We start from the raw sequence: 24,600 nt of genomic DNA on the forward strand, positions 1-24,600 counted from the left end.
ATCACACGAGCATCGGGCACAGACAATGCGCCAGATCATGATTCTGGGGTTTGATGATACTGCCGGGTGCGGGGAATTGCGGGGTTCAGAAGTTCCACTTCAGGTTCAGGCAGGCACCCTCGTTCAGGAGCGCAATGCCATGGTCGGCCTGGGCCGGATCTGACGCATAATGCTTGCCGGAGTGATTCGAACGGGTGAAGGTAAGGCTCAGCAGGCGGGAACCGATTTCGGCAAACGCATCGGAACTGTCCTCGTCAAAATCACCGGAAACCCGTTCCTGGATTTCGAAAATCTGCTCGCTGGCTGTCTTGCTTTCGACCTGTTCGAAGACGCGCTCGGATGCTTCGGCGCGAACGACGAAAGCAACAAGATTGAGAGCGAGTAACGCAACAAAGATTCGAATAATCATGACACTGCCTGAGACCTTTTTTCCGACACGGGAGTCTACGGATACCTTAGGCTTAAGTCTAATGATTAAGAGCCGGAAAAATGTGAATCTGCACACAAAGACGCCGACTTTTTGTCACGGCATCAGCATCTTTTTGTCAATTTATGATCCCCGATATTTCAGACTGTAACAGCACCCCCGGCCAGCGCCTCTCAGCCGGGGGTTCAAGCCAACCAAGCCGGCGGGCTCAGGGGCAGGGGTAGGTGAATTCCTGATGAATGGCCTCTATCGCTTCCAGTACCTCGGGGCTCAGGGTGACCTTTGCGGACCCTATGTTTTCCCGCAGCTGCTCCATGGATGTTGCTCCGATGATATTGCTGGTCACAAAGCTACGGCTGTTCACGTAAGCCAGCGCCATCTGGACCGGAGACAATCCGTTCTGCCGAGCCAGCTCAACATAGGCCTGGGTGGCATCCATGCCACGACTGCCGGTGTAGCGACTGAAACGCTCATACAGGGTCATTCTGGCTTTTTCAGGCCACTTGCCGCCCAGATATTTGCCGGAGAGCATGCCAAAAGCCAGCGGTGAGTAGGCGAGCAAACCGGCCTGTTCCCGGTGGGCAATTTCCGCCATCCCCACCTCAAATGAACGATTCAGGAGGTTGTAGGGATTCTGGATACTGGCCACTCTCGGCCAGCCTTTCTCGCCGGACAGACGAAGGTACTCCATGGTGCCCCAGGGCGTCTCATTGGACAGTCCGATGTGCCGGACCTTCCCGGACCGAACCAGATCATTCAGCGCTTCGAGTGTTTCCTCGATCGGCGTGAAAGATTCTTCCGGGTTGTGCTCGTAACCGAGCTTGCCGAAAAAGTTCGTGCTGCGATCCGGCCAGTGCACCTGGTACAGATCAATGTAGTCGGTCTGCAGGCGTTTCAGGCTGGCGTCGCAGGCTTCCATAATATGATCCCGGGTCAGGCGCGGACCATTACGCAGGTACTTCAGTCCGTTGCCCGGTCCCGCCACTTTCGACGCAATTACCAGTTCGTTGCGGTTGCCCCTGCTTGCAAGCCAGTTTCCCAGGTAGGTCTCGGTCAGCCCCTGGGTTTCCGCCCGGGGCGGCACAGGGTACATCTCTGCGGCATCAATAAAGTTGATACCCTCGGCGACTGCGTAATCCAGCTGTTCAAATGCTTCCTTTTCGGTGTTCTGCTCCCCCCAGGTCATGGTGCCCAGGCAAATCAGGGTAACGTCGAGATCGGTCTTTCCAAGCTTTCGCGTTTGCATATCGTCTCCGATTCGGTTCGGTTAACGGGTAAAGGGAATGTCACGGGAGTGTCGCATAACTGTCATGCCGGCTTTTCATAGTAGGGGCATGTCAAAGGAAGCACAGGAAACACCGTGACCGAGACCATGCAGGCCAACCGGCGCTCACAACACATTACCATTGTTTCGGAGACTTTTCCGCCGGAAATCAATGGCGTGGCAAACACGCTCAGGCAGCTTTGCCAGGGGCTGATGCAACGTGGGCACCGGGTAACGGTTATACGGCCGCGACAGCAGCATGAGCGCAAAGGCCACTTTGCCAGTGCTGGCGAGGCACTCTTCTCCCGTGAACATGTGGTGACCGGATTGCCGCTACCCGGGTACGCCGACCTGCGCTTTGGCCTCGCCCGAACCGGCCATCTGAAAAAGCTCCTGACCACTGACCGCCCCGATGCCGTCTACGTTGCCACTCAGGGCCCGTTGGGCGTTGCGGCGACCACAGCCGCAAGGCAGATAGGGATTCCGGTCAGCTCGGGCTTCCACACAAATTTTCACAGTTACAGCCGTTATTATGGCGTCGGCATGCTGGAGAGGCTGCTGTGCCTCTACGGTCGATGGTTCCACAACCGCACGGCCATCACCCTGGTGCCGACTCGAAAAATGCAGCAGACAACCCGCGCCATGGGTATTCCGGCGACCGGCCTCTGGAGTCGGGGCGTGGACTGTCATCGCTTTACTCCCCACAAGCGAGACAGCGCACTGCGGGAATCCTGGGGCTTACAGGCCAATGACCGCGCCATTCTGTATGTCGGCCGGCTTGCACCGGAAAAGAACCTTCGGATGGCGGTTGCCTGCTTCGAACGTATTCGCGGCCTTCACCCCCAGGCCAGGTTCATACTGGTTGGCGACGGCCCGCTACGGCGCCAGCTGGCTGAACGCCACCCCGATTACGTGTTCTGCGGCACCCGCCGGGGCGACGACCTGGCACGCCATTTCGCCTCAGGCGACCTCTTCCTGTTTCCGAGCAAAACCGACACCTTCGGCAACGTGGTGCTGGAGGCAATGGCCAGCGGACTGGGCGTCGTCAGCTTTGACGACGCCGCCGCAGCCGAACACATACGCCACGAAGAAAACGGCATGAAGGTGCCTCTGGACGAGGATGAAGCATACGTCGACAGCGCTCTCCGCCTGGCCGATCAACCAACCTTGCTGAACCGGATCAGGGCCCAGGCAAGGCTGGACGCTCTGGAACAGAACTGGAACTCGCAGATCGAACAATTTGAACAACTGGTTTTCAACCAAACCGCAAAGGCCGGATACCATGCCATCAACAAGCAAAGCATCTCGCTTCTTTGAACTGGCAGACCAGCGGGAAGTCGCTTTCTGCCAGTCTATTAAACGCGCTGTTCAGTTCCGGCCCGCCCTCGGGTATTTCCGACTGGTCAGCCGACTCGGCGACGGCTGGTTCTGGTACGCACTGATTCTGTTCATCCCCTTTCTCCGACCGGAATCCGGGCCAGGGCTGGCACTGCTTATGGCGTTGACCGGCCTCACCTGCACCCTCAGTTACAAGTTACTGAAGCGCTGGCTCATCCGTGAACGTCCATTTATATCCTTTCCCGCCATCAACTGCGGCACACCGCCCCTGGACCGCTACAGCTTCCCGTCCGGCCACACGCTGCACGCTGCCTGCTTTCAGGTCATGCTGACCGTGGCGGAACCGGCGCTGGCTCTCATCGTGCTTCCGTTTACGTTGAGTGTGGCGGCATCGAGGGTGGTGCTCGGCCTGCACTACCCCAGCGATGTCGCTGCCGGCGCCCTGATCGGTGGCCTGATGGGTTACGCGGCCATGAGCTGGCTGCACTTCTAATCGAACAGACGCAACTGGGTAACCGGCGCATCATCATTGCGGAAACGCACACCAAGACCCAGCAGCCGCACCGGCCGCTCCCGGTTAGTGACCAGCTCAGCCAGCAGTGGCAGATAATCATCCAGAGCCGGCTCTTTGACCTGCTCACGAACCCGCTCAAGGGTATGGGTTGAAAAATCACTGTAGCGGATCTTGATGAAGAGTTTGTGGATCGGTTTTCGGCGGGCCTTGCGCGACAGGCGAAGGTTGAGATCCGCAACCAGTGAGGCCATGACGGTCTGGCAGGCGGCCATATCTGGCAAATCCTGGGAAAACGTTCGTTCCACGCTTACCGACTTGGCAATCCGCGATACCACCACCGCCCGCTCATCCCGGCCGTGGGCCATCTCGTGGAGTCGATAGCCCTGCTTGCCGAACCGATCAATCAATACATCGGGCCCGAGCGCCTGCATGTCGCCGCAGGTCTTGACCCCCAGAGCATGCAGTTTCGAGGCGGTCACCTGCCCCACTCCGAACAGTTTTTCGACAGGCAACGCCTGCACGAAACTCCCAACGTCCTCAGGGCGAATCACGAACAGCCCGTCCGGCTTTTCCCAGTCACTGGCAATCTTTGCGAGAAATTTATTGGGCGCCACGCCGGCGGAAATAGTGATACCGACTTCCTGGCGCACCCTCTCCCGAAGGTGGCGAGCCATAAGCGTGGCACTGCCCTTGTGATCGGTCACATCGGAGACGTCCAGAAAGGCCTCGTCCAGAGAGAGCGGTTCCACCAGGTCTGTCAGTTCCCGCAGGATAGCCATCACCTGCTGTGAGACCGCCCGATACCGGCCCATATCTGTTGGCACCGTCACCAGCCCCGGGCAGAGCCGTCGCGCTTCGCTGCCGGGCATCGCCGACCGCACACCGTACGCCCGGGCCTTGTAATTGCAGGTAGTCACCACGCCCCGACCGCCATCGCCACCCACCGCCAGCGGCACATCCCGTAGGCTGGGATCGTCCCGCATCTCCACGGCCGCGTAGAAGCAGTCACAATCCACATGGATGATCTTGCGTTGTGGCATAATCAGAGGGCTCGCGTCGACTTTCTGTACATTTATACAGCCTTGTATCTTAAGCTAACATGCAGAGAATGTCAGGAACCCCAACAACCGGCGCATCAACCATTGCGAGGCCATCATGAGCAACCCGATTCCTGAAGCAGAACGCACCGAAATTGAAGCCGCAGCCTTCCGTAAACTGGTCAGGCATTTGCGCGAAAACACCGACGTTCAGAATATCGACTTGATGAACCTGGCGGGCTTCTGCCGCAACTGTCTGTCCAAGTGGTACCTGGCAGAGGCGAATGAGCGTGGTTTCGAGATTTCAGATCCCCAGGCCCGTGAAGAAATCTACGGAATGCCGTACGAGGACTGGAAGGCGCTCTATCAGACAGGCCCCAAGCAGGAACACAAATAATGAGCGTCAACGATGCCGTAAGGATTCACCTGGCATCCCTTGACGCTGGCCACGCCAGTTTCAAAGATTCCCTGGCCCTGATTGAACAGCACTTCGAGTACCAGCCCTGCGGCTTCCGCAATGGCCCGCTGGTAAACGCAGAAGGCGAGAATGCCGGCTCCTGCCGGATCTTTGGTCTGGGCCAGTACTGCAATCTGAGCGAAGTGGACACGCTCAAGCTGTTTGCCGAGCACTACCAGCAGGTTCTGGACGATCCGACCGGCGAGAGCCATGGCAACATCCGCCAGTTTATCAGTACAGGATGGTCAGGCATCCGCTTCGAAGGCGTGCCACTGCGGCAGCGCCCGAACCCAACCGACAACATGACCAGGGAAGAGACTCCTTCATGAGCGATACCGCCACCTCCGGGGTAAAACAGGGTTTTCAGCTAAAAAGCGCCAGCGTGTCCATGACAGCCCTGGAGCTCTATTATTTTGACGACAGCGAATTTGAAGAAGTACTGCGAGACAAGATCAGCCAGGCACCCGGGTTCTTCAAGGATATTCCGCTGATCATCAGCCTTGAGAAATACCAGGGACTGGACAGTGAACTGGATTTTTTCAAGATGATCGGCACCTGCCGGCGTAACCACATCCATGTGATTGGCGTTCGCGGTGGCACCGACGACCAGCGCCGCCTGGCCCGGGGCGCCGCACTGGCGCTGCTGCCGGGTAACGGCCAGCGGGATCGCACCCATGAAGCCGAACAGGCGGCCGCGGACGAAGCGGAAGCGGCAGTTGTTGCAGCCTCGACAAGCGCTGCTGGTGACCCACCTCCGGCCAAAATCATCTCCCAGCCGGTCCGCTCCGGCCAACAGATCCACGCACCGGAAGGTGACCTGGTTATCCTGGCGCCGGTGCAGGCCGGAGCCGAAGTGCTCGCGGCGGGCAACATCCATGTTTACGGCCCGCTTCGGGGCCGGGCACTGGCCGGCATCCATGGCGCAGAATCCGCACGGGTTTTCTGTCAATCGCTGGAAGCGGAGCTTGTGTCCATCGCGGGACACTATAAAATCTCCGAAGATCTTCAGGACAATGGCTGGAAAAGCGCTGTGCAAATCCAGCTCAGGGACGACCTGCTCGTGGTAACGCCACTGGACAAGGCCTGATTTTGGAGCTGAACACAATAACTTGACCGGATAATTCGGCAGACACGACGAATCCACCGAGAAACAGGAACAGAACCTTGGCTAGAATTATTGTCGTTACCTCAGGAAAGGGCGGCGTTGGCAAAACCACCACCAGCGCCTCGATCAGCACCGGCCTTGCCAAGCGAGGCCACAAGACAGTAGTCATCGATTTTGACGTGGGCCTGCGCAACCTGGACCTGATCATGAACTGCGAGCGTCGCGTGGTGTACGACTTCGTAAACGTGATCCAGGGCGAAGCCTCCCTGAACCAGGCGCTGATCCGCGACAAGCGGGTCGATACCCTGTACATCCTTCCGGCCTCCCAGACGCGGGAAAAGGAAGCACTGACCAAAGATGGCGTCGAGAAAGTCATCAACGAGCTTTCCGAGACCTTCGATTACATCGTCTGCGACTCTCCTGCCGGCATTGAGCATGGTGCCCTGATGGCGCTGTATTACGCTGATGAGGCGATTGTGGTTACCAATCCCGAAGTGTCTTCGGTGCGGGATTCCGACCGCATTCTGGGCATTCTGCAGAGCAAATCCCGTCGAGCCGAAATGGGCCAGGACCCGGTCAAGGAACACCTGCTCCTGACCCGTTACAACCCGTCCCGTGTCGAAAAGGGCGAGATGCTGTCCGTGGCGGACGTAGAGGAAATCCTCGCGATACCTCTGCTGGGCGTCATTCCGGAAAGCCAGATTGTTCTGAACGCTTCAAACCAGGGTTTGCCGGTTATCCTCGAAGAGGACAGCGATGCCGGCCAGGCCTACGATGATGCGGTTGCACGCCTTCTGGGAGAGGAACGGGAACACCGTTTCATGACGTCCCAGAAGAAGGGTTTCTTCTCACGGATGTTCAAGGGGGGCTAAGGGATGAGTTTCCTCGATTACTTCAAGGGTAAAAAGAAGAACACCGCCAGCGTGGCCAAAGAGCGCCTCCAGATTATCGTGGCTCACGAGCGGGGCCAACGTGACCAGCCGGACTACCTGCCCCAGCTGCAGCAGGAGCTGCTGGAGGTCATTCGAAAGTACGTTCAGATCAGCGACGACATGGTTCAGGTTGAGGTAGACCGCAACGAGAGCTGCTCGGTACTGGAGCTGAACGTCACGCTACCGGAGCGATAACCCGCTTATCTGGCCTGTCCCGGGTGGGACAGGCCAGTTCTTACCACCTCGCAAAGTGGTCTTCCATCAGGCCCCGCAGACCTTTAACCTCAATTTTTCCGCCAGCCTCATCCGTCACCGTTCCACTGAACGAGCCCACGTACTGCCGGAAGTTGGATGCCAGTACCCAGGCGTCCAGTTTTTCCTTGCGCACACCAGCGGGGACAAAGTGCAGATCGACCCGACCATCCTCGGTGCTCACATGCCAGTCGCCGCCTGGTTGATAGCGATCAAAACGGAACCTTGCCGCGCCCAGTTCGTGGCAGACACCATCCAGCCAGAGCGCATTTTCCGTCATTCCCGTCTCATTGACCCCAGCGGCAAGGTTCAATCCCACGGACCGGCCATCCGCAAGCTGGCCGGCCAGGCAGGCCCAGTTCCAGGCTGTTTCCCGGCGCATGAAGCCACAGCTCCAATCGATGGATCCCCGAGTCTGCTCGTCGCAGCGCCAGATACGATGATCCCAGCGCACCTCCCCTTCCACCGGCAAACCTGCCGACTTGCGGGTAAATACCCAGCCATTGTAGCCGGCCGGGCATACCAGCCGGAGCGGGTCCCGATCCTCTGAAAGCCTCAGTTCAATACGGATACCTCCAGGGGCCGAGACCGTAATTGTCCGGCCATCCGCGGAAGGCGCAATTCGCACGGCTACCTCGCCCTTGCTGAACCTTGTCACCCCTTCCTCTGGCCGTGGCTCAATGCAGGTTTGCCGGGCCAATGGCTGAAGGAAAGACTGCTCCATCATCTGGCCAGTCTCGAAGTCATAGAGATAGAAGAATCCGCTGCCCAGCAGTTTCAGATCCACCACCGCCAGACCAAACACCCAACCCGGGCCCATGGCGCTGACAAACTGGAACTGGTTGAACCGCCAGCGTCTTGCCAGCTTTGAACGCGGGCGGTCCATCACCGTACGCAGGTCATAGTCCAGGTAGTTGATCTCTTCTACCGGTTCATCCAACAGTCCCGGAATCACCTGCCCTTTGCCGTTGATAAGTTTCTTAATGGTCATAGTCGTCGTCAGATCGGGCCAATTTCGGTTACCAAATCAACAGGTCGCTACCTGGTTCACAATCCACTGTTTCCGTGGCCATGCCGGCAAAAGCCCCATGCTAGACTCGGCCCACCATCTGCAAGGAAGTGTACCCTATGAGAAAGAGCATAGCCCATGGCATTAAGGGCTGGGCCTCGGTGCTCAGTGGGCTGGTCTGTGCGTTGCTGGTGTTCGCCGTTGCCGCCAGTGCCCGTGCTGAACTGCCCAGTGAAAGCGACGAGGCGTGGACGCTACGCAAGGAAGCCGATCACATCCGGGTCTATACCATCGAGCAGCCAGGCTCCAGCTTCAAGGCCTTCAAGGCCGTGGCGGTGCTCGACGCGCCTATCGAAAACCTGATGGCCGTGATGGCCAACCCCGGTTCCTGCGTCGAGTGGGTGCACAACTGCACCGAATCCTATGCGTTTGGCGATGGCGTGTTTCACGATCGCTTTGCCTATTCCGTGAATGACATGCCCTGGCCGGTTACTGACCGCGACTATGTCCTGCGCATACGCACACGGGGTGACCAGGCCTCCGGTGAGATCGTCATGGATCTGAACGCCATGCCCGATCAGCGGGCGGAAAACAGTAGCCGGGTGAGAGTCGATCGCTCGGACACCCTGTACCGGTTCACGCCAGAGGGGGAGAGCACCCGGATGGTGTGGGTCCAGCACACGGACCCAAACGGAGCGCTACCCGGCTGGCTGGTGAACTCCCTGCTGGTGGATATTCCAGTGAGGTCGATGGAAGCGCTGGAACGCGTTGCCAACAGTAAAAAGTACCAGGGGTACCAACTGGTTTATGACGAGCAGGGCCAACTGACCGGCCTTCGCATGAACAAACCCTGAGTCCCGGCGCACAGTAAGGGATGACGCGCGGAGTATCACGCGCTAAGCTTTATGAAAGGACTCTAGAAGGCAGCCCAGATCAATGACCGTTCTCGCCTACGAGATCATGACACCCAGCATCAAGGCCGTCCCGCAATCCTGGACCATGGACCGGTTGGCCCGCTTCCTCACCGACAACGAGATAACCGGCAGCCCCGTCACCGATGACGACGGCGAAATTGTCGGCATTGCCACTCTTAAAGACATCACCGAATTCCGTTGGAACGCCACGCGCTCCGATGCGGACCGGCATCTGACTCCCGAAGAGCGGGAGGAAGCCCGACGCCTGCGAATGGTGATCTTTGAGGAAATGGGCAAGGTGCCGGTAGAAGTCCGGGACATCATGACCCCCATCGTTTTATCGGTTGACGAGAAGACGCCGGTGCGCGACATTGCGAATATCATGATGCGCGAGCACCTGCACCGGATTTTTGTCACCAATGATTCAAAAATTACCGGCATCATAACGACTTACGATATGCTGAAAGTGATCTCGGATGAGGAACTCACGCAACGCTGCGCCGATAACGACTGAGCCACCAGAGAGGTAGCGCCACTTATGCCCAGAGCACCGCAAGCTCGCCGAAAGATGTACGTCCTCGACACCAACGTCCTGATCCACGACCCGAACGCCCTCCTCAACTTTGAAGAACACGATGTCATCATCCCGATGACGGTCCTCGAAGAACTCGACAGCCTCAAATCCGGCAAGCAAGCCGTGGCCGCTGACTGCCGTCAGGCCATCCGCAACATCGATAAGTTGCTGGGCGATGCCAGCCCGAAGGTGATCGAGAAAGGTGTTCCCATCGTGCGTGGCAAGAAGGCCGAACCCCTGGGCACTCTTTCGATCCTGATGAGCACCGGTGACAGTGGCAACAATTCGCTGCCAGAGCATCTGAACGACAACAAGATCATCAACACCCTGGCTGCTCTCCAGAACCGCCACAAGTCCCGGGACATTATCCTGGTGTCGAAAGACATTAACATGCGCCTCAAGGCAAGGGGCTTCGGCGTCGAAGCTCAGGACTACCACAACGACCAGTTGCTCGATGACATTGATCTTCTGCCCAAGGGCTACCGGGAATTCCCCAACTCCTTCTGGGACACCATCGAGAAAGTGGAGACTGTTCAGCGGGAGGGTTCGACCGAACATATCCTCAAGCGGGAAGGCGAGCTGGCGAAGCTGAACATCAATGAATTCGTCATCGATCAAATGGGCTTCGTCGGCAAGGTGGTGGACCTCTCCGACGACCAGTTGATCATCAAGGACCTGCACCAACACGACCTGATGAACGAGGAAGTCTGGGGCCTGGTTCCCCGGGACATCTATCAGGCCATGGCGCTGAACCTGCTCCTGGACCCGGACATCCACCTGGTCAACCTCACCGGCTCCGCCGGCTCGGGCAAAACCATCCTGGCGCTGGCTGCGTGTATCGAGATGACCGTGGCCAGCAAGCTCTACAAGCGCATTATTGCCACCCGCTCCACCCAGGGCCTCGACGAGGACATCGGGTTCCTGCCCGGAACTGAAGCCGAGAAAATGGAGCCCTGGCTGGGCGCCATCGTCGACAACCTGGAAGCCCTCCACGAGGACGACGAGAACATGACCGCCAGCGTCGACTACATCCTCAGCAAGGTGCCCCTGCACTTCAAATCCATGAATTACATCCGGGGCCGCAGCTTCCAGCACAGCCTGATCATTATCGATGAATCACAGAACCTGACGCCCCATCAGATCAAGACCATCATTACCCGGGCTGGCAACGGGTCAAAGGTGATCTGCCTCGGCAACCTTGCGCAGATCGATACGCCCTACCTGAGTGCCCTGAGTTCGGGCCTCACCTACATGACCGAACGATTCAAGCGCTTTCGACATGGCGCCCACATCCACCTGCAGGGTGTTCCCCGGTCGCTACTGGCAGAATTTGCCGAAGCCAATCTCTGACATTGGCGAGCATTTAAAGAACGAAAAAAAGGGGCAGAACCCGAGTTCTGCCCCTTTCTCACTTAATCAGTAATGCCTACACCCGATACCGACTGACCTGCTCTGACATCTCGGACGCCAGGTTCTTCAGCCGTTGAGTTGCATCTCCGGCCCGACGGGTTCCCTGCGCCGTCTGTTCGGTAATCGCGACGATCTCATGCACGTTCTGATTAATGGTCTCGGAAACGCTGGTCTGCTCTTCGGCTGCGCTGGCAATCTGTGTATTCATGTCCGTGATCGTTGCCACAGCCTGACCAATGCGCTGCAGCGCATCGTTGACCTGCCGGGTTTCTTCCACGGTCGCTTCGCTGCGCTCACTGATGGAAGCAATTACCTTGACCGCATTCCCTGCCCCAGACTGAAGCCGCTCAATCATATCCTGGATTTCCTGGGTGCTCTGCTGGGTCCGGCGAGCCAGCGTTCGAACTTCGTCAGCCACCACGGCAAAACCCCGACCGGCCTCGCCGGCCCGTGCCGCTTCGATCGCAGCGTTGAGGGCCAACAGGTTGGTCTGATCAGCAATTTCGCGAATGACCTCCAGTACGCTATCAATCCGGCGAGAGTCAGTGCCAAGCTGCTCGATAACCCGAACGCCCTCTCCCACCTGCTCGGAGAGCCCGCCAATAACTTCGGTAGCCTGATGTACCAGGCCCTGGGCATCGCAAACCTGTCCATTGGCATGATCGGCGGCCGTGGAGGCTTCACTCGCGTTGCTCGCAACCTCCTGGGCAGCTGCGGTCATTTCGTTCATCGCCGTTGCCACCTGATCACTCTCGGATTTCTGTCGCTCGACGCCCTGCTCGGCTTCAGTCATGACCTGGTTCAAATCAGCCGTGGCCTCGTTCAGCGTGCGGGTAGACGACAGCACGCGTTCAACCAGTCCGTGCACCTGGTCGGCGAAACTGTTAAAGGCAGTCGCCAACTGTCCAAGCTCATCCTTGCCGGAAACGTCAAGACGACGGGTCAGGTCGCCATCGCCGCTGGCGATGTCATTCATTGCCGACACGGCCGATTTCAGGGGCCGAATGATGCTGCGGACCACGATCAGGGCAAGCAGGACGATCAGCGCCAATGCGACAAGTGAGGTGCTGACTGAGCCTATCACAGCGTCCTCGAGTGAAGTCCCCACCTGGCTTTCCATCGCCGCTACCTGGGCCTCAAGGCCGTCAATCCAGAAGCCGGTGCCGATCATCACACCCCACTTGGGCAGCATTTCCGCATAGCCCAGCTTGGGCGCTACTTGTCCGGTTTCGCTGTTTTTCCAACCATAAGGCACATAACCGCCGCCATTGCGCGCCGCCTTTACCAGCTCACGAATCAGGAAGGTTCCGTTGGGATCCTGGAAGTCCCAGAGATTTTTGCCTTCCAGAGACTGGTTGACGCCGTGCATCACATTGACACCCCGGGTGTCATACGCAAAAAAATAACCGGTGCTTCCCGAATCGTTAAAACGAAGCTGTCGCAGGATCTCCCACGCTTTCTCGCGCACCTCCGGATCGTCTGCGGACCCAGGCTGATTATAGAGATGCTCGATGGAAGACTTTGCAACGGCCAGATAATTCTGCAGTTCCTGGCGTTTACTCTCTTCCATATCGGAGGAGAAACCGGCAACGGCCTCTTCGCCAATAGCACTGGCCTGGTTAAGGTTGTAACTGGTCAGGAATGCCGTGAGCACAATCACCGGCACCAGGGCCAGCAACAGTACCCGTGTCTGGATGGTCAGGTTTTTCATGACTGGTAGTCTTTTTGGTTAAGTGATCAATTCGCCGGGCGATCCGGCATGGAAAAAGTCGCAAAGACTACGCAAAAACCGGGGGCAATATCATTGATGATACTGCGTAGTTTGTTTCCAGCCTGTAACCATGCCGGTAAATTTTTGTTGCTCATCAATCCTTGAACTGGGCTTTGTCCAACCCATGCTTGCGCATCTTGTCGTACAGGGTTTTCCGGGCAATACCGAGCTGGACCATGGTGTCCTTGATGCTGCCATGACTGGCATTCAGGGCGCTGATAATGGCAGAACGCTCGAAACCGTCCATCATTTCGGCGAGCGTCTGTCGACCCGCCACATTGGCCGTATCCGCAGGTTCGTTCTCATCCAGCGCTGCCGGCCCCAGCAGGACATAACGTTCAGCCAGGTTCCGAAGTTCGCGAACGTTGCCGGGCCATGAATGTTGCATCAGCCGGGCTGCCTGACCAGCATCAAGCGGTATGCTCTCCCGATCGTAACGGGCCGCGGCAATCAGCACGAAATGATGGAACAGCAGCGGGATGTCCTCTTTCCGCTCTCTCAACGGCGGGATGTCAACTTTGACCACATTCAGCCGGTAATAGAGATCAGGCCGGAATTCGCCGTCGTCACTGAGTTTTTTCAAATCCGCCTTGGTGGCGGCAATGATCCGGACATCCACCTCCTGAACCTGATTGCTGCCCAGACGCTCGACCCGTTGTTCTTCCAGCACCCGCAGGAGTTTCACCTGCAAGGGCACGGGCATACTCTCAACCTCATCCAGGAACAGGGTGCCCTTGTGGGCGTGCTCGATCTTGCCGATACGGCGCTTTTCAGCCCCGGTGAACGCCCCGGCCTCATGGCCAAACAACTCGCTTTCAATCAGGTTCTCGGGCACCGCGCCGCAGTTGATTGCTACAAAGTTGTGGGCACTGCGTCCACTGTTCTCATGAATGTATCGGGCCAGCGCATCCTTCCCGGACCCAGTTTCCCCGTGCAGAAGAATATTGGCCGAAATATCGAGGATGGGATCAACGGTCGCCATGACCTTTTGCATCAACGGCGAATCCCCCAACATTCGTGGACCGGGTCTGGCCAGGTGTCGCAGCTGTGCTTTCAGTCGACGGTTCTCGAGGGCCAGATGCCGTTTTTCCAGGGCATGACGGAGCAGTTCAATCAGTTCATCATGATCAAACGGCTTCTCGATAAAGTCGTAAGCGCCCTGCTGCATGGCCGTTACTGCCGTGCTTATGTCGCCCTGCCCGGTAAGAATGATCACGGGAATGGTGTTATCGATAGCTCGAAGCCGGTCCAGCAACTCCAGGCCGGTCATCTCCGGCATGTTGTAGTCGCAGAGAACCACGCCGTCGTAGTCGGCGTTGATATGTCCCAGCGCCGATGGCGCATCTTCGAAGCAGCTGACCGGCAACTCCTCCAGGGTCAGTGTCTGGGCAATAGCCTGGCGGATGTGTGGATCGTCGTCCACAAAGATTACCGAGGGTTCTGTCATTCCATGGCCTCCCGCTTCTTGAGGGTTACGACGAATTCTGCGCCCGGCCCATCCCGGCGGTTACGACCGGTCAGGCTGCCACCCAGCGCATCCACAATCTGGCGCGATATGGAAAGCCCAAGACCCAGTCCCTGCTTGACCGATTTGGTGGTAAAAAAGGGCTCGAAAATCTGTTCGGTGTCGCCCTGCAATCCGGGCCCGTTATCGCGCACCAGGCATTTCCAGTGCTGCTCGGTTTCTTCTATATCAATCCGGATTTCCGGCCGTGCACCGCCCTCTACCGCCTGAACCGCATTCGCCATCAGGTTAACCATAACCTGCTCTATCCGTATCAGGTCACCGTGGCACATCACCGGCGAGTCCGGACGGTGCCACTGGATATCGATTTCCGAACTCGATTGCTGGGCAACGATAATCTTCAGGGATGCGTCAATCGGTTGCCGGAGATCCACCACCGCTGGCGGGCCTTCGGATTTGCGCGCAAACACTTTGAACTGCCGGGTCAGCTCCGCCATCTTGTCACACAGCAGGATGATTTCTGACAGGTTAGCATCCACCATCTCCCCGGCACCTTTCTCAAGGAAGCGGCGGCTGTTTCGAGCATAGGTCTGAATGGCCGTCAGAGGCTGGTTCATTTCATGGTTGAGGCCCGCGGACATCTGGCCCAGCACCGCCAGTTTTGCAGCCTGGATCAGCTCCTGCTGTGTTTCCCGCAGCTCGGTTTGGGTGCGTTCTCGCTCTCGGATCTCCTCCACCAGTTTGCGATTGGAGTTCTCCAGGTCTGCGGTTCGCTCGGCCACGCTTCGCTCCAGCTGCTCGCCCCGAAGAGCCAGTTCAGCCTCGCGCCGGTAGCGCTCGCGCAGGTACAGCCAGGTCAACAGGCCGCCAAAGAACAGCGCTGCGCCACCGACCGCAAAACCCAACCGGGTCCAGACGACCGAGCGAGTGCTCACCATGACTTGAAGCGTCCAGTCCATCCTTGGCAGAGGCGTGCTTACGCTTAGATATTCCCGGGGTTTGCCACTGTCCTGGATGCGGACCGTTGCTGACTGCTCCAGAAGCCCCCATGGGGTTCCCAACGTTTTCAGTGCCATTGGCGTCAAATCACGGTCTGGATAACGCCGGCGGGAATACTCGTCGGGCACGGCATCGGCCATCCCCGAGAAATTGCGGTAGAGCCAGTCCTGCCTGCTCGCGAGAAAACTGATGCCATTATGATCAAGCACGACCATCTCCGCCTCTCGCAAGCCGGTAGGGCGATCCCATTGGGATTCCAGTTCATGAACCAGAACCTTCACGGCGACCACCCCGATAATCTCGCCGCCCTCGTCCCGAACCGGATGCGAGAAATACAGACCCCGAACGCCAGACATCAGGCCGAGGGCGAAATAGATCGCCGAATCGCCCGATTCCATCGCCTCATAGAAATACGGCCGGAAATTGAAATTCCGCCCGACAAAACTGTCTGGCTGCAGGTAGTTGTTGGCTGCGATCGTCAGGCCGTGAGTATCCATCAGGTAGACATCCGAACTGCCTACGATAGTGGCCATGCGCTGCATCTGTTCATTGGCCGCGAGAATAGCAGAGGGATTGTCAGGCGCCTCCAGCGCCCGCTGCAATAACGGATGCTCTGCCATCAGCTCGGGCACCGGGAGATACCGATTCAGTTCGTTGGCCACCAACTGGCGATACCGAAAGGACTCCTCGAGGCTCTCCTGCTCCACCTGCCGGTATCCAACCCAGCCACCGAGCAGCCAGGCGACCACCAGGGTCGCCACGAAAAGGAGAAAAACGCCAATACGGTAAGGCATAGGGTCCGGTTCCCGAAAAACCGCGGAAAGCCGCTAGAGTATAGCCAGGCCGGGTACAGAACAACCGTGCGATGCTTCCATGGCACGGTTGTTCTGACGCCGCCAGCAAGACCCCCTTTACAGGGCGCCAGCTGTGGCAAGGCGAGTTTTACGCTGCTTCTGGATGACGAACGCCAGGACCGCCAGGGCAATACCGGTGAGATCTGTCCAGAGCCCACCCTCGATCATCAGCAACGCGGCCGCAATCAGCAGGAGTCGCGTTATCCAGGACGCGGAAATGCTCGCAAACCAACCGAGTACGCCGCCAGAAAGCATGTAAACGCCAAAGGTTGCGGTTACCAGTGCCCTCGCGATCTCGAACCAGCCGGCTTCCATCAACAACGCGCCGTTGTAGAAGAACATGAAAGGCACGATGAATGCTGCGATGCCAATCCGGAACGAGGCCACGGAGGTTTCCATGGCGTTGGCGCCCGATATGCCTGCAGCGGCATAGGAGGCCAGCGCAACCGGTGGTGTGATCGCGGAGACTACGGCAAAGTAGAACACGAAGAAGTGCGCCGTCAGCGGTTCAATACCCAACTGGACAAGGCCTGGCGCGACCACCGAGGCAGCTACCGCATAGGCCGCCGTGGTCGGCATCCCCATACCCAGAAGAATGGAAATGAACATGGCGAAGATCAGCGCCAGCAACTGGCTCGTGGCCGCAACATCCAGCAACAGCACTGAGAAGCGCGCGCCCACTCCCGTCAGCGAAATCACGCCCACGATTACCCCGGCCGCTGCGCACACCACGATAATCTGGATCGCCATATAGGAAGCAATTTCCAGTGCCTGAAGGATATGCCGCAGACCCATCTTGTTGGGCGACAGCCAGCTCACGACCGCGGCAGAAACGGTCGCCAGGGTGCCGGCCCGGATCACCGAATAGCCCATGAACAAGGCGACAATCAGGATTATGATCGGCACGAACAGATAGCACTGCTTCATCATGGTTCTGAGCTTTGGCAGCTCGTCTTCACGCATGCCGCGCATGCCGGTCTTGGCGGCTTCAAAATCCACCATGAAGTAGACCGAGGCAAAATACAGGATCGCCGGAATGATCGCCGCGATGGCAATCTCGGTGTAGGGAATGCCGGTAATTTCCGCCATGATAAAGGCGCCGGCGCCCATGATCGGCGGCATGATCTGACCACCGGTGGACGCAGCCGCCTCGACAGCGCCCGCAGACTGCTTGCTGTAGCCCACCTTCTTCATCAATGGAATCGTCAGGGAGCCAGTGGATACCACGTTGCCGGCACTTGTGCCGTTGATCATACCCATCAGGCCCGATGCAAAGATCGATACCTTGGCCGGGCCACCCCGGGAACGGCCGGCCGCCGCAAAGGCAAAGTTCACGAAGTAGTCGCCCACCTTCGAGGACTGCAGGAAGGCGGCAAAAATGATGAACAGAATGATGTATGTCGAAGACACCGCCGTGGTCGGCCCAAGGATTCCGGCATCGGTATACACCTGACTGAAGAAACGCTGAACCGAAAGCCCCGGGTAACCGAGGAAACCTGGCAGGTAGGGTCCTGCGAAAACATAGGCCAGAAACACCAGACCGATGATCACCAGTGCCATCCCCGCCACGCGCCGGGTAAGTTCCATGATCAGGGCCGTGCCGGCAATGGCTGCAAACGAGATACCCACCGGCGCAAAGGAGGTGCCGGTCGACATCCGCATGGACGTGTTATAAACCACCAGGAAATAGGCGGCCACGGCCAGCGAGCAGACTATCAACACCAGGTCGGGCACACTGAATACCGATCGCTCGCGCTGATGAAACCAGCTCATGACAATGCCAACACCGGTCGCCGCCAGCAGCGGCCAGCCAAAGTGCCACACCTCCAGTTCGACCGGAATCCGCATGGCGCCGTTCTGAACCATCTGCCAGAACGAAAATGTCTGATACAACACATAGAGAGCCGGCAGCATGGCACCGGCACTGATCCAGGTTGTCCACCGGTGGCGTGCGCCGCCCTCTTCCGATGACACAAACCGGGCGCCGGCAAACAGAACGAAACCCAGCACCAGGGCACCGGCAATGTGCACAATCCGGAACGACCAGGTTTCCAGGGGCGCTATGTTCAGGGAATACAGGTGAAAGGCTGAATAGGCTATCGCCAGCAGCGCGACGAATTTCAGCAGGCCGCCTTCGAAAAGCCGGCGGTTGGCTTCGACCGGTTCCTCGTCCACGTTGTGCGCGAGTACATGGTCTTCGCCCACTTCAATGTCCGGAAGGTCTTTGGAATCTTGTTCGGTAGTCATGACACACCCTGCTTGCAGGCAAATCGGAGCCAGAACTCGGCTGGCCATACATTGCAGGAGGCTGCAGGGCAGCCTCCTGCTCGAGCACTGTTACTTGATCTGGCTGTCTTCGATCGGGTAACCATTCTCGTTGAACCAACGCGCAGCGCCCGGGTGCCAGGGCAGGACGTTGTTCTTTGTGTAGTTCTCGGGTACCGAGTTACGGGCCGCCTTGTGAATGGAGACCATCTTGTCGTTGTTCTCCATGGTCAGCTTGGTGATTTCATACACGAAGCTTTCAGATACATCACAGTTGACCATCGCGAAGTTCCACATGGATACCACGCGGGAAGGCGCATCCAGGGACTGGTAGGTGGACGCCGGAATGATGAACTCGGACACCGGGAAGTTGCTGATAATGGTCTCGGCCTCGGCATCGTTCATACCGATGATGTTCACGTCGGTTTGCACTTCCAGCTGGCTGACCGCAGGAATGGGAATACCGGCGGCGAAGGCAACCACATCAATCAGTCCATCCTGAAGCTGACCGCCCAGATCAGACCAGCTGCCGTTGCGGCGTTCGAAGTTCACACCCAGGGTCTCCATCATGCGCGGAAAGTAGGTGTCCGAGGTGGAGCCCGCCGGACCAAAACCGATCGTGGCGCCATCAGGGATATCGGCGATGGAAGTAATGCCAGAGCTGGATAGCGCGGTCACCGAGAACGGTGTTTCGTACATCGGGAACATGGCGCAGACGTTGTCCATCTTCATGCCCGGCGCAAGCGGGCTGTTACCGTCCATGGATTCACGAGCCGGGCCCATGGTGGTCAGGCCAAACTTCAGGTCACCAGTGTGCACCAGCGCCATATTCTGAACCGGTCCGCCGGTAATCTCGGCACCACCGGAAACGCCCAGGTTTTCAGCCACAAAGTTGGCCCAACCGGAACCGTAGGCAAAATAGGTTCCACCCTGACTGGCGGTGCCAACGGTGAAGTTGCTCGGCCAGTCCGAACGATCTTGGGCTGTTGCGGGGGTTGCGACTGCGAAGGTGGAGGCAAAGGCCACCGCCATTACGGCTTGGGTTTTCATAAGGAATGCTCCCGATTCATTTTGTTTGTTGGGTGCTCAACGAAGCTCTAACAGCTCCGGTGGGTAACCCAATCAGCAAGGAGCAGACCAGATCTCGATTAATTCGGAAAAACAGGGCCTTACTAAAATCAGAGCAAGGTCAGGCGCTGGAAAATGGGTGGATATCCACCCATCGGAAAGAGCAGATGGGTGAATCCCGACACGTAGGGCGTTTCGGGTTCTGGCTACCAGCGACCCTGAAGAGTCGCCACAATACGACGACTACCGGCTCGATCCCGATGCTCGCAGAGATAAAGTCCCTGCCAGGTTCCAAGTGCCAGGCGACCATGGCTGACCGGGAGGGTCAGCGAGGGGCCGACCAGGATGCTTTTGATATGAGCCGGCATGTCGTCGGGCCCTTCCATAACGTGCTCATAGTGCGGCGCATTCTCCGGCACCATGAAGTTGAAATGGCGTTCCAGGTCGCCCCGCACATCCGGATCGGCGTTCTCGTTCACCGCCAGCGAAGCGGAGGTATGCTGGATGAACAGGTGCAGCAAGCCGACTTCGCAGTTGGTCAGGTCCGGCGCCTGGGCAAGGATTTCATTGGTGACCAGATGAAACCCCCGCGGCAGCGGCGCCAACTCGATAAACGACTGATCCCAGATCATGACAGCCCTCTCGGTTATTTCTGCCGGTCATCCCAGGGGTGCACGGGAACCACATCGTCGCCGACATCGCCCTCGTAGCTGCTGCGGAAATAATCCATCGCTTTTTCCGCCTCGCTGAGCTCGTCAAATCGGGCGACGTGGTAGATTGCCTCACCCTCGTTCACCAGTGGCAGGTTATTCACGCAGATCACGATACCTGAGCAGGGTGACACCACCGCGGTTTCCGATTCGCCGAAGGGATCCGCCACCATGGCCAGCCTCTGGCCTTTGCGAACCTTCTGGCCCAGCCGGGCGACAGGCCTCATGATCCCATCGATATCCGCCCGCACCCATTGGGAATTGGCCGCGGTTTCAGACCGCTTTCTCGGTGCCTTGGGCCCCTTCTTCGCCGGGATCATTTCGAGTTCACGCATCACCCGAATAACCCCTTTCACACCGCTCCCGATCACCACGTCATCAAATCGCAGAGCTTCTCCGCCTTCGAAGGTGATTACCGGAATGTCCTGTGAATCAGCGTAGGCCCGGAGGCTTCCCTCTCGGAGCCCCGAATTGATTATGATCGGGGCACCAAAGGCCTCGGCCATGCGCACGGTTTCCGGATTTTTCAGCTCGGCACGAATTTGCGGCAGATTGAATCGATGAACTGCACCCGTGTGCAAATCAATAATGTGGGTCACCCGCTCCATAATCTGGGTGCGCAGCAGGTAGGCAATACGCCCGCCCAGGGAGCCACTTTCACTGCCGGGAAAACAGCGGTTCAGATCCCGCCGGTCAGGCAGGTATCGGGTGCGCTGCACGAACCCGAAAATGTTCACGATAGGCACCGCAACCAACGTGCCCCGAAGGTGCCTCAACGCCGAATTGGTGAGCACCCGACGAACGATCTCAACACCGTTGATCTCGTCACCGTGAATGGCACCACACACCATCAATACCGGGCCACTTCGCCGGCCGTGCACAACCTCAACGGGAATGTGCAGCGGCGTATGGGTGTACAGCTTGGCGACCGGAACTTCCACGGTTTGCCGGGTTCCGGCCTTTACCTGGGTCCCGGCAATTTCATAGGGGGCACGAGCCATGCTTTAGCCTCTCCCCTTGGTCCGGGTCTTCCAGGGCTTCTGATTCTTTTCGGTCCAGTTAATGATCATGCCGGCAACGTTCTTGCCGGTGGCGTTCTCGATGCCCTCAAGGCCAGGCGACGAATTCACCTCCATTACCAGAGGCCCCCTGCTGGAGCGGAGCAGGTCAACACCGGCAACGTTCAGACCCATGGCTTTGGCGGCCTTGATGGCCGTGCTGCGCTCTTGGGGGGTGATGCGTATGAGGGAGGCAGTGCCGCCCCGGTGCAGGTTCGAACGGAATTCGCCTTCGGCACCCTGACGCTTCATGGCCGCGATCACCTTGTCGCCGATCACAAAGCAACGGATATCGGCACCGCCGGCTTCCTTGATGAATTCCTGCACGAGAATATCCGCTTTCAGGCCCATGAAGGCTTCAATAACACTCTCCGCGGCCTTGCGGGTTTCTGCCAGCACCACGCCGATGCCCTGGGTACCCTGCAGCAGCTTGATCACCACCGGCGCCCCGCCCACCATCTGAAGCAACTCCGGAACGTTGTCCGGCTTGTTCGCGAAACCGGTAATCGGCATTCCCACACCCTTACGGGCCAGCAGTTGCAGCGAGCGGAGCTTATCCCGGGAACGGCTGATAGCCACTGATTCATTCACCGGAAACACGCCCATCATCTCGAACTGGCGCAATACTGCCGTTCCGTAAAACGTCACCGATGCACCGATCCGCGGAATCACCACATCGAAATCCTCAAGGACCTCCTCGTGGTAGTGGATCTGTGGATTGGCCGAGGTGATATTCATCGAACAGTGAAGGCAGTCAATCACCTTCACTTCGTGGCCACGATTAATGCCCTCTTCCACCAGACGGCGGGTCGAGTAGAGGTGACGGTTTCGTGACAGTACCGCTATTTTCATTTTTCAGTCCTTAAGGCCGGCTCGCCGGCAAGATAGGAAGCTTCGGGATAGATCACTGAGCGCCCTGACATAGCGGTACGGCCAAGCAACATCCGGAACCGCATGGAATCTCGGTTGGTCAATGTCATTTCAATGGGCCATTTCTGGCCGCCAATCAGCAGCGTGGTCTCGATGACCAGGCGCATTTCCTTGTGGCCGCCGGAATCAGACACGTTCCGCTCATCCAGCACCCTGGCGTCACACTCCACCACCTGGTGAAGATCGTTCTGTACCGGATGAACCCAGAAGCGCACGCGCCGTTCACCGTTTTCCGTGTAGGGTTCAGTGCGGAACGTGTGGAGACAGGAAGTTCTGGCTCCGGTATCGATTTTCGCCTTGATACGGCTGATATCCAGGTCCGGCAGCGCCACCCATTCCCGCCAGCCAAGACTCATCTTACTCTCGGCGGGGGTCGGTGGGATGGTTTTGATAACGTCAGCTGTCTTTGTCGACATCCGGGAGATCCTTTTCAGTGATTTTTTCCGGCCCCAACAGCTGAACACGGAACGGCTCTGAATGGCTACCCGCATAAACGCTGGTGTGGGGGAACGGAATTTCAATGCCTTCCCGATCCAGGGTTTTCTTGATCGCGACCATCATGCCGCTTCTCCCTTCAAGCACCTTTTCCTTCGGCACCCAGTAAGAGAACTGCAGATCGACCGAGGATGGACCAAACGCTGTCACCAAGGTGAAGGGCTTGGGTTCTTCGAGACAGACCGGATTCTTTTCTGCCAGATTCAGAAGCAGACTTTCCACCCGCTCTACATCTTCAGCGTAGGCAATCCCCACCGTCAGGTCGAGCCGGCGTATCGGAAACCGGGAACGGTTGACCACCCTTGTCTTGATCAGGGTTTCATTGGGAATCCGCACGTACAGGTTGTCCGGCGTGCGTAACTTCACGCTCAGCATATCAATGCCGACGACTTCCCCGATGGTCGCGTCTACCTCAATGAAGTCACCGATTTCAAAGGGTTTTTCCACCAGCAGAAACAGGCCGCTGATCATGTTCGACGCCGAGGTCTGAGAAGCAAAACCAATGGCAACGGTGAGGATACCGGCAGCGCCGAGCACCACATCCAGAGAGAACCCGGCCTCCCGCAGGGCCGCCACAAAAAACAGCACCACGATGACGTAAAACACCAGCCGCCGAACCATGACGGTATGATGGCGGGAGGTGCGCTGCGCCATGAAACGGCCGACACTGCGGGCCGCCAGAGACCCGAGGAACAGCCCCAACACAACAAGAAAGGCGGAACTGATCCACTGCCCCCAGGCAATATCGGTAAAAAACTGCATTACGCCTGTTTGCATTGTTTCCAGCAAAGCGTCGACTCCATCAGATCCGTTTCAGCCAAACATCCGGTCAAACGCCCGGACAAGCCGGCCGCGGGCCATTTTTTCACGAGCATCCGCCACCGGCCGGCAGGTGCCCGCTGCGGCCAGCAACGACTGTTCCACATGCAGACTCGCTGAATTCATGTCGGTCTCAACTTCAACGGTTACCCCCGGCGTCCAGAGCTGGCCCCGATCGTTCTGGTGCAATGACAGCAACGGCGTGGGCAGACTGAAGCGCTCAAGCAGCAGGGGCTCATCCCGCCGGTTGATCAGCGTCACCGGCGTGACGGCTCGCCAGGGGCGTTTCGGCACCGCCTCAAGCACAAGACGGGCAAAACTATGAGAGGTATAACAAAGCTCGCCCTCCATGGTATTTCTGCCCACCCAGGTCATCGAAGGCGACGCCAGGGGAATTTCCGTCAACACGGTTTGCTTGTCGCCGGCACAGACCTTCATCCAGACCAGCGTGCCCACGTAGATTGTGCAACGGCCGCCGGCGGGAATCGTCAGGGGCTGGAAAGGACGAATCACGGTAGGCATGTTTGCGAGTGCCGGCAGGAATGTCACGGTCGACGACTGGTTTTCCCGAATGAAACGCTGCAGCGGCACAGAAGCCGAAGGCAGAGTGTGGCCGATGGTTTCTGTCCAGCTGGCCGGATCCGTATCCAGTTCCAGCGTTTCTGAACGAATCTGCCATTCCTGGTCCAACAGAGTCACCCACAAACGAATATGACCCAGTTGATGATACTGGGTCTGGCCGGAAGCCAGTGAATAAGGCTGGGCCCAAACGCCGTCACGGCGACCTTCGCTGTTGTTCTCCATTCCTGCCACAGAACTCCTTGAGGATCGGCCGGCTGAATTGCTGTAAAAGTATCCTAACTATAATCCAATCAGCCAGCCCGGGCGAATATCCAAGTTGGTGATTTTATTGATACACCGGGCTGTAATTAC

The 24,600-nt window shown here is 58.0% G+C and carries 25 protein-coding genes; 10 read left to right on the plus strand and 15 right to left on the minus strand.

Translation table 11 applies throughout. The annotated features are described in order from the left end of the window. Positions 1-85: 85 nt before the first annotated feature. On the minus strand, positions 86-409 hold the full coding sequence (locus BM035_RS03175; protein WP_053114615.1) for a hypothetical protein: 324 nt from the start codon (positions 407-409) through the stop codon (positions 86-88). A gap of 226 nt (positions 410-635) precedes the next feature. After that, complete coding sequence (locus BM035_RS03180) at positions 636-1,673, minus strand: NADP(H)-dependent aldo-keto reductase (RefSeq protein WP_008176285.1); 1,038 nt, start codon at positions 1,671-1,673, stop codon at positions 636-638. A 126-nt stretch (positions 1,674-1,799) separates the two neighbouring features. Between BM035_RS03180 and BM035_RS03185 the strand changes: the two genes are divergently transcribed. Next, positions 1,800-3,008, plus strand: coding sequence for a glycosyltransferase family 4 protein (locus BM035_RS03185; protein WP_008176287.1), 1,209 nt, complete (start codon positions 1,800-1,802; stop codon positions 3,006-3,008). Beyond that, positions 2,974-3,522, plus strand: a complete 549-nt coding sequence (locus BM035_RS03190; protein ID WP_092030292.1) for a phosphatase PAP2 family protein — start codon at positions 2,974-2,976, stop codon at positions 3,520-3,522. The genes BM035_RS03185 and BM035_RS03190 overlap by 35 nt, the downstream gene beginning before the upstream one ends. Here the strand turns inward: BM035_RS03190 and dinB are convergent. Next, on the minus strand, positions 3,519-4,583 hold the full coding sequence (dinB, locus tag BM035_RS03195) for a DNA polymerase IV (RefSeq protein WP_092030294.1): 1,065 nt from the start codon (positions 4,581-4,583) through the stop codon (positions 3,519-3,521). The two genes, BM035_RS03190 and dinB, sit on opposite strands and share 4 nt — an antisense overlap. Before the next feature lie 115 nt (positions 4,584-4,698). Here dinB and BM035_RS03200 point away from each other — a divergent pair, with 115 nt between their 5' ends. The 5 genes from BM035_RS03200 (at position 4,699) to minE (ending at position 7,269) form a co-directional block, all read left to right on the plus strand. Further along, complete coding sequence (locus tag BM035_RS03200) at positions 4,699-4,977, plus strand: DUF1244 domain-containing protein (protein WP_014576245.1); 279 nt, start codon at positions 4,699-4,701, stop codon at positions 4,975-4,977. Continuing rightward, the gene (locus tag BM035_RS03205; protein ID WP_014576244.1) at positions 4,977-5,366 is read left to right on the plus strand and encodes a HopJ type III effector protein; all 390 of its coding nucleotides are present in this window, start codon (positions 4,977-4,979) and stop codon (positions 5,364-5,366) included. Before BM035_RS03200 ends, BM035_RS03205 begins: the two co-directional genes overlap by 1 nt. Continuing rightward, positions 5,363-6,124 (plus strand): septum site-determining protein MinC, encoded by a 762-nt coding sequence (minC, locus tag BM035_RS03210; protein WP_008176297.1) that lies wholly within the window; start codon positions 5,363-5,365, stop codon positions 6,122-6,124. The genes BM035_RS03205 and minC overlap by 4 nt, the downstream gene beginning before the upstream one ends. Positions 6,125-6,201: 77 nt before the next feature. After that, positions 6,202-7,014 carry a septum site-determining protein MinD gene (minD, locus tag BM035_RS03215; RefSeq protein WP_008176299.1) on the plus strand — a complete coding sequence of 271 codons (813 nt, stop codon included), beginning with the start codon at positions 6,202-6,204 and terminating at the stop codon, positions 7,012-7,014. A gap of 3 nt (positions 7,015-7,017) precedes the next feature. Next, positions 7,018-7,269, plus strand: coding sequence for a cell division topological specificity factor MinE (minE, locus tag BM035_RS03220; RefSeq protein ID WP_008176301.1), 252 nt, complete (start codon positions 7,018-7,020; stop codon positions 7,267-7,269). Positions 7,270-7,309: 40 nt separating this feature from the next. Here minE and BM035_RS03225 read toward each other — a convergent pair whose 3' ends face one another. Next, the gene (locus BM035_RS03225) at positions 7,310-8,317 is read right to left on the minus strand and encodes a DUF2804 domain-containing protein (protein WP_092030296.1); all 1,008 of its coding nucleotides are present in this window, start codon (positions 8,315-8,317) and stop codon (positions 7,310-7,312) included. 137 nt (positions 8,318-8,454) lie between these two features. Between BM035_RS03225 and BM035_RS03230 the strand changes: the two genes are divergently transcribed. The 3 genes from BM035_RS03230 to BM035_RS03240 all read left to right on the plus strand — a co-directional run bounded on the left by BM035_RS03230 (position 8,455) and on the right by BM035_RS03240 (position 11,173). Continuing rightward, a complete protein-coding gene (locus tag BM035_RS03230) occupies positions 8,455-9,189 on the plus strand; it encodes an START domain-containing protein (protein ID WP_014576241.1) in 735 nt (244 codons plus the stop codon). An 82-nt stretch (positions 9,190-9,271) separates the two neighbouring features. Beyond that, positions 9,272-9,763, plus strand: a complete 492-nt coding sequence (locus BM035_RS03235) for a CBS domain-containing protein (protein ID WP_008176308.1) — start codon at positions 9,272-9,274, stop codon at positions 9,761-9,763. Positions 9,764-9,787: 24 nt separating this feature from the next. After that, positions 9,788-11,173: a PhoH family protein gene (locus BM035_RS03240; RefSeq protein WP_008176310.1), complete on the plus strand. Its 1,386-nt coding sequence runs from the start codon at positions 9,788-9,790 to the stop codon at positions 11,171-11,173. 76 nt (positions 11,174-11,249) lie between these two features. Here the strand turns inward: BM035_RS03240 and BM035_RS03245 are convergent, their stop codons facing one another. The 11 genes from BM035_RS03245 to BM035_RS03295 form a co-directional block, all read right to left on the minus strand. Continuing rightward, positions 11,250-12,944 (minus strand): methyl-accepting chemotaxis protein, encoded by a 1,695-nt coding sequence (locus BM035_RS03245; RefSeq protein ID WP_053114609.1) that lies wholly within the window; start codon positions 12,942-12,944, stop codon positions 11,250-11,252. A 154-nt stretch (positions 12,945-13,098) separates the two neighbouring features. Then, positions 13,099-14,451, minus strand: a complete 1,353-nt coding sequence (locus tag BM035_RS03250) for a sigma-54-dependent transcriptional regulator (RefSeq protein WP_092030297.1) — start codon at positions 14,449-14,451, stop codon at positions 13,099-13,101. Next, positions 14,448-16,262 carry a sensor histidine kinase gene (locus BM035_RS03255; protein ID WP_092030299.1) on the minus strand — a complete coding sequence of 605 codons (1,815 nt, stop codon included), beginning with the start codon at positions 16,260-16,262 and terminating at the stop codon, positions 14,448-14,450. Before BM035_RS03255 ends, BM035_RS03250 begins: the two co-directional genes overlap by 4 nt. A gap of 117 nt (positions 16,263-16,379) precedes the next feature. Next, a complete protein-coding gene (locus tag BM035_RS03260; RefSeq protein ID WP_014576235.1) occupies positions 16,380-18,569 on the minus strand; it encodes a TRAP transporter permease in 2,190 nt (729 codons plus the stop codon). A 90-nt stretch (positions 18,570-18,659) separates the two neighbouring features. Next, positions 18,660-19,637, minus strand: coding sequence for a TAXI family TRAP transporter solute-binding subunit (locus BM035_RS03265; RefSeq protein ID WP_008176323.1), 978 nt, complete (start codon positions 19,635-19,637; stop codon positions 18,660-18,662). A 224-nt stretch (positions 19,638-19,861) separates the two neighbouring features. After that, on the minus strand, positions 19,862-20,287 hold the full coding sequence (locus BM035_RS03270) for a secondary thiamine-phosphate synthase enzyme YjbQ (protein ID WP_092030300.1): 426 nt from the start codon (positions 20,285-20,287) through the stop codon (positions 19,862-19,864). Between the two features lie 14 nt (positions 20,288-20,301). Then, complete coding sequence (locus BM035_RS03275) at positions 20,302-21,366, minus strand: succinylglutamate desuccinylase/aspartoacylase family protein (RefSeq protein ID WP_008176327.1); 1,065 nt, start codon at positions 21,364-21,366, stop codon at positions 20,302-20,304. Between the two features lie 3 nt (positions 21,367-21,369). Next, positions 21,370-22,275, minus strand: a complete 906-nt coding sequence (gene rimK / locus BM035_RS03280; RefSeq protein ID WP_008176329.1) for a 30S ribosomal protein S6--L-glutamate ligase — start codon at positions 22,273-22,275, stop codon at positions 21,370-21,372. Further along, positions 22,272-22,769: an ATP-dependent zinc protease family protein gene (locus BM035_RS03285; RefSeq protein ID WP_092030302.1), complete on the minus strand. Its 498-nt coding sequence runs from the start codon at positions 22,767-22,769 to the stop codon at positions 22,272-22,274. The genes rimK and BM035_RS03285 overlap by 4 nt, the downstream gene beginning before the upstream one ends. After that, on the minus strand, positions 22,750-23,610 hold the full coding sequence (locus tag BM035_RS03290; protein WP_008176333.1) for a mechanosensitive ion channel family protein: 861 nt from the start codon (positions 23,608-23,610) through the stop codon (positions 22,750-22,752). The genes BM035_RS03285 and BM035_RS03290 overlap by 20 nt, the downstream gene beginning before the upstream one ends. Before the next feature lie 51 nt (positions 23,611-23,661). Beyond that, positions 23,662-24,471 carry a hypothetical protein gene (locus BM035_RS03295; RefSeq protein WP_092030303.1) on the minus strand — a complete coding sequence of 270 codons (810 nt, stop codon included), beginning with the start codon at positions 24,469-24,471 and terminating at the stop codon, positions 23,662-23,664. Positions 24,472-24,600: the final 129 nt, after the last annotated feature.

It is taken from the genome of Marinobacter sp. DSM 26671 (assembly GCF_900112835.1).
Taxonomy (GTDB): domain Bacteria; phylum Pseudomonadota; class Gammaproteobacteria; order Pseudomonadales; family Oleiphilaceae; genus Marinobacter; species Marinobacter flavimaris.

Excerpts from the sequence above, each read along its gene's own strand:
- BM035_RS03175 (WP_053114615.1), bottom strand. The coding sequence starts at position 409 with ATGATTATTCGAATCTTTGTTGCGTTACTCGCTCTCAATCTTGTTGCT.
- BM035_RS03180 (WP_008176285.1), bottom strand. The coding sequence starts at position 1,673 with ATGCAAACGCGAAAGCTTGGAAAGACCGATCTCGACGTTACCCTGATT.
- BM035_RS03185 (WP_008176287.1), top strand. The coding sequence starts at position 1,800 with ATGCAGGCCAACCGGCGCTCACAACACATTACCATTGTTTCGGAGACT.
- BM035_RS03190 (WP_092030292.1), top strand. The coding sequence starts at position 2,974 with ATGCCATCAACAAGCAAAGCATCTCGCTTCTTTGAACTGGCAGACCAG.
- dinB (WP_092030294.1), bottom strand. The coding sequence starts at position 4,583 with ATGCCACAACGCAAGATCATCCATGTGGATTGTGACTGCTTCTACGCG.
- BM035_RS03200 (WP_014576245.1), top strand. The coding sequence starts at position 4,699 with ATGAGCAACCCGATTCCTGAAGCAGAACGCACCGAAATTGAAGCCGCA.
- BM035_RS03205 (WP_014576244.1), top strand. The coding sequence starts at position 4,977 with ATGAGCGTCAACGATGCCGTAAGGATTCACCTGGCATCCCTTGACGCT.
- minC (WP_008176297.1), top strand. The coding sequence starts at position 5,363 with ATGAGCGATACCGCCACCTCCGGGGTAAAACAGGGTTTTCAGCTAAAA.
- minE (WP_008176301.1), top strand. The coding sequence starts at position 7,018 with ATGAGTTTCCTCGATTACTTCAAGGGTAAAAAGAAGAACACCGCCAGC.
- BM035_RS03225 (WP_092030296.1), bottom strand. The coding sequence starts at position 8,317 with ATGACCATTAAGAAACTTATCAACGGCAAAGGGCAGGTGATTCCGGGA.
- BM035_RS03230 (WP_014576241.1), top strand. The coding sequence starts at position 8,455 with ATGAGAAAGAGCATAGCCCATGGCATTAAGGGCTGGGCCTCGGTGCTC.
- BM035_RS03235 (WP_008176308.1), top strand. The coding sequence starts at position 9,272 with ATGACCGTTCTCGCCTACGAGATCATGACACCCAGCATCAAGGCCGTC.
- BM035_RS03240 (WP_008176310.1), top strand. The coding sequence starts at position 9,788 with ATGCCCAGAGCACCGCAAGCTCGCCGAAAGATGTACGTCCTCGACACC.
- BM035_RS03245 (WP_053114609.1), bottom strand. The coding sequence starts at position 12,944 with ATGAAAAACCTGACCATCCAGACACGGGTACTGTTGCTGGCCCTGGTG.
- BM035_RS03250 (WP_092030297.1), bottom strand. The coding sequence starts at position 14,451 with ATGACAGAACCCTCGGTAATCTTTGTGGACGACGATCCACACATCCGC.
- BM035_RS03255 (WP_092030299.1), bottom strand. The coding sequence starts at position 16,262 with ATGCCTTACCGTATTGGCGTTTTTCTCCTTTTCGTGGCGACCCTGGTG.
- BM035_RS03260 (WP_014576235.1), bottom strand. The coding sequence starts at position 18,569 with ATGACTACCGAACAAGATTCCAAAGACCTTCCGGACATTGAAGTGGGC.
- BM035_RS03265 (WP_008176323.1), bottom strand. The coding sequence starts at position 19,637 with ATGAAAACCCAAGCCGTAATGGCGGTGGCCTTTGCCTCCACCTTCGCA.
- BM035_RS03270 (WP_092030300.1), bottom strand. The coding sequence starts at position 20,287 with ATGATCTGGGATCAGTCGTTTATCGAGTTGGCGCCGCTGCCGCGGGGG.
- BM035_RS03275 (WP_008176327.1), bottom strand. The coding sequence starts at position 21,366 with ATGGCTCGTGCCCCCTATGAAATTGCCGGGACCCAGGTAAAGGCCGGA.
- rimK (WP_008176329.1), bottom strand. The coding sequence starts at position 22,275 with ATGAAAATAGCGGTACTGTCACGAAACCGTCACCTCTACTCGACCCGC.
- BM035_RS03285 (WP_092030302.1), bottom strand. The coding sequence starts at position 22,769 with ATGTCGACAAAGACAGCTGACGTTATCAAAACCATCCCACCGACCCCC.
- BM035_RS03290 (WP_008176333.1), bottom strand. The coding sequence starts at position 23,610 with ATGCAGTTTTTTACCGATATTGCCTGGGGGCAGTGGATCAGTTCCGCC.
- BM035_RS03295 (WP_092030303.1), bottom strand. The coding sequence starts at position 24,471 with ATGGAGAACAACAGCGAAGGTCGCCGTGACGGCGTTTGGGCCCAGCCT.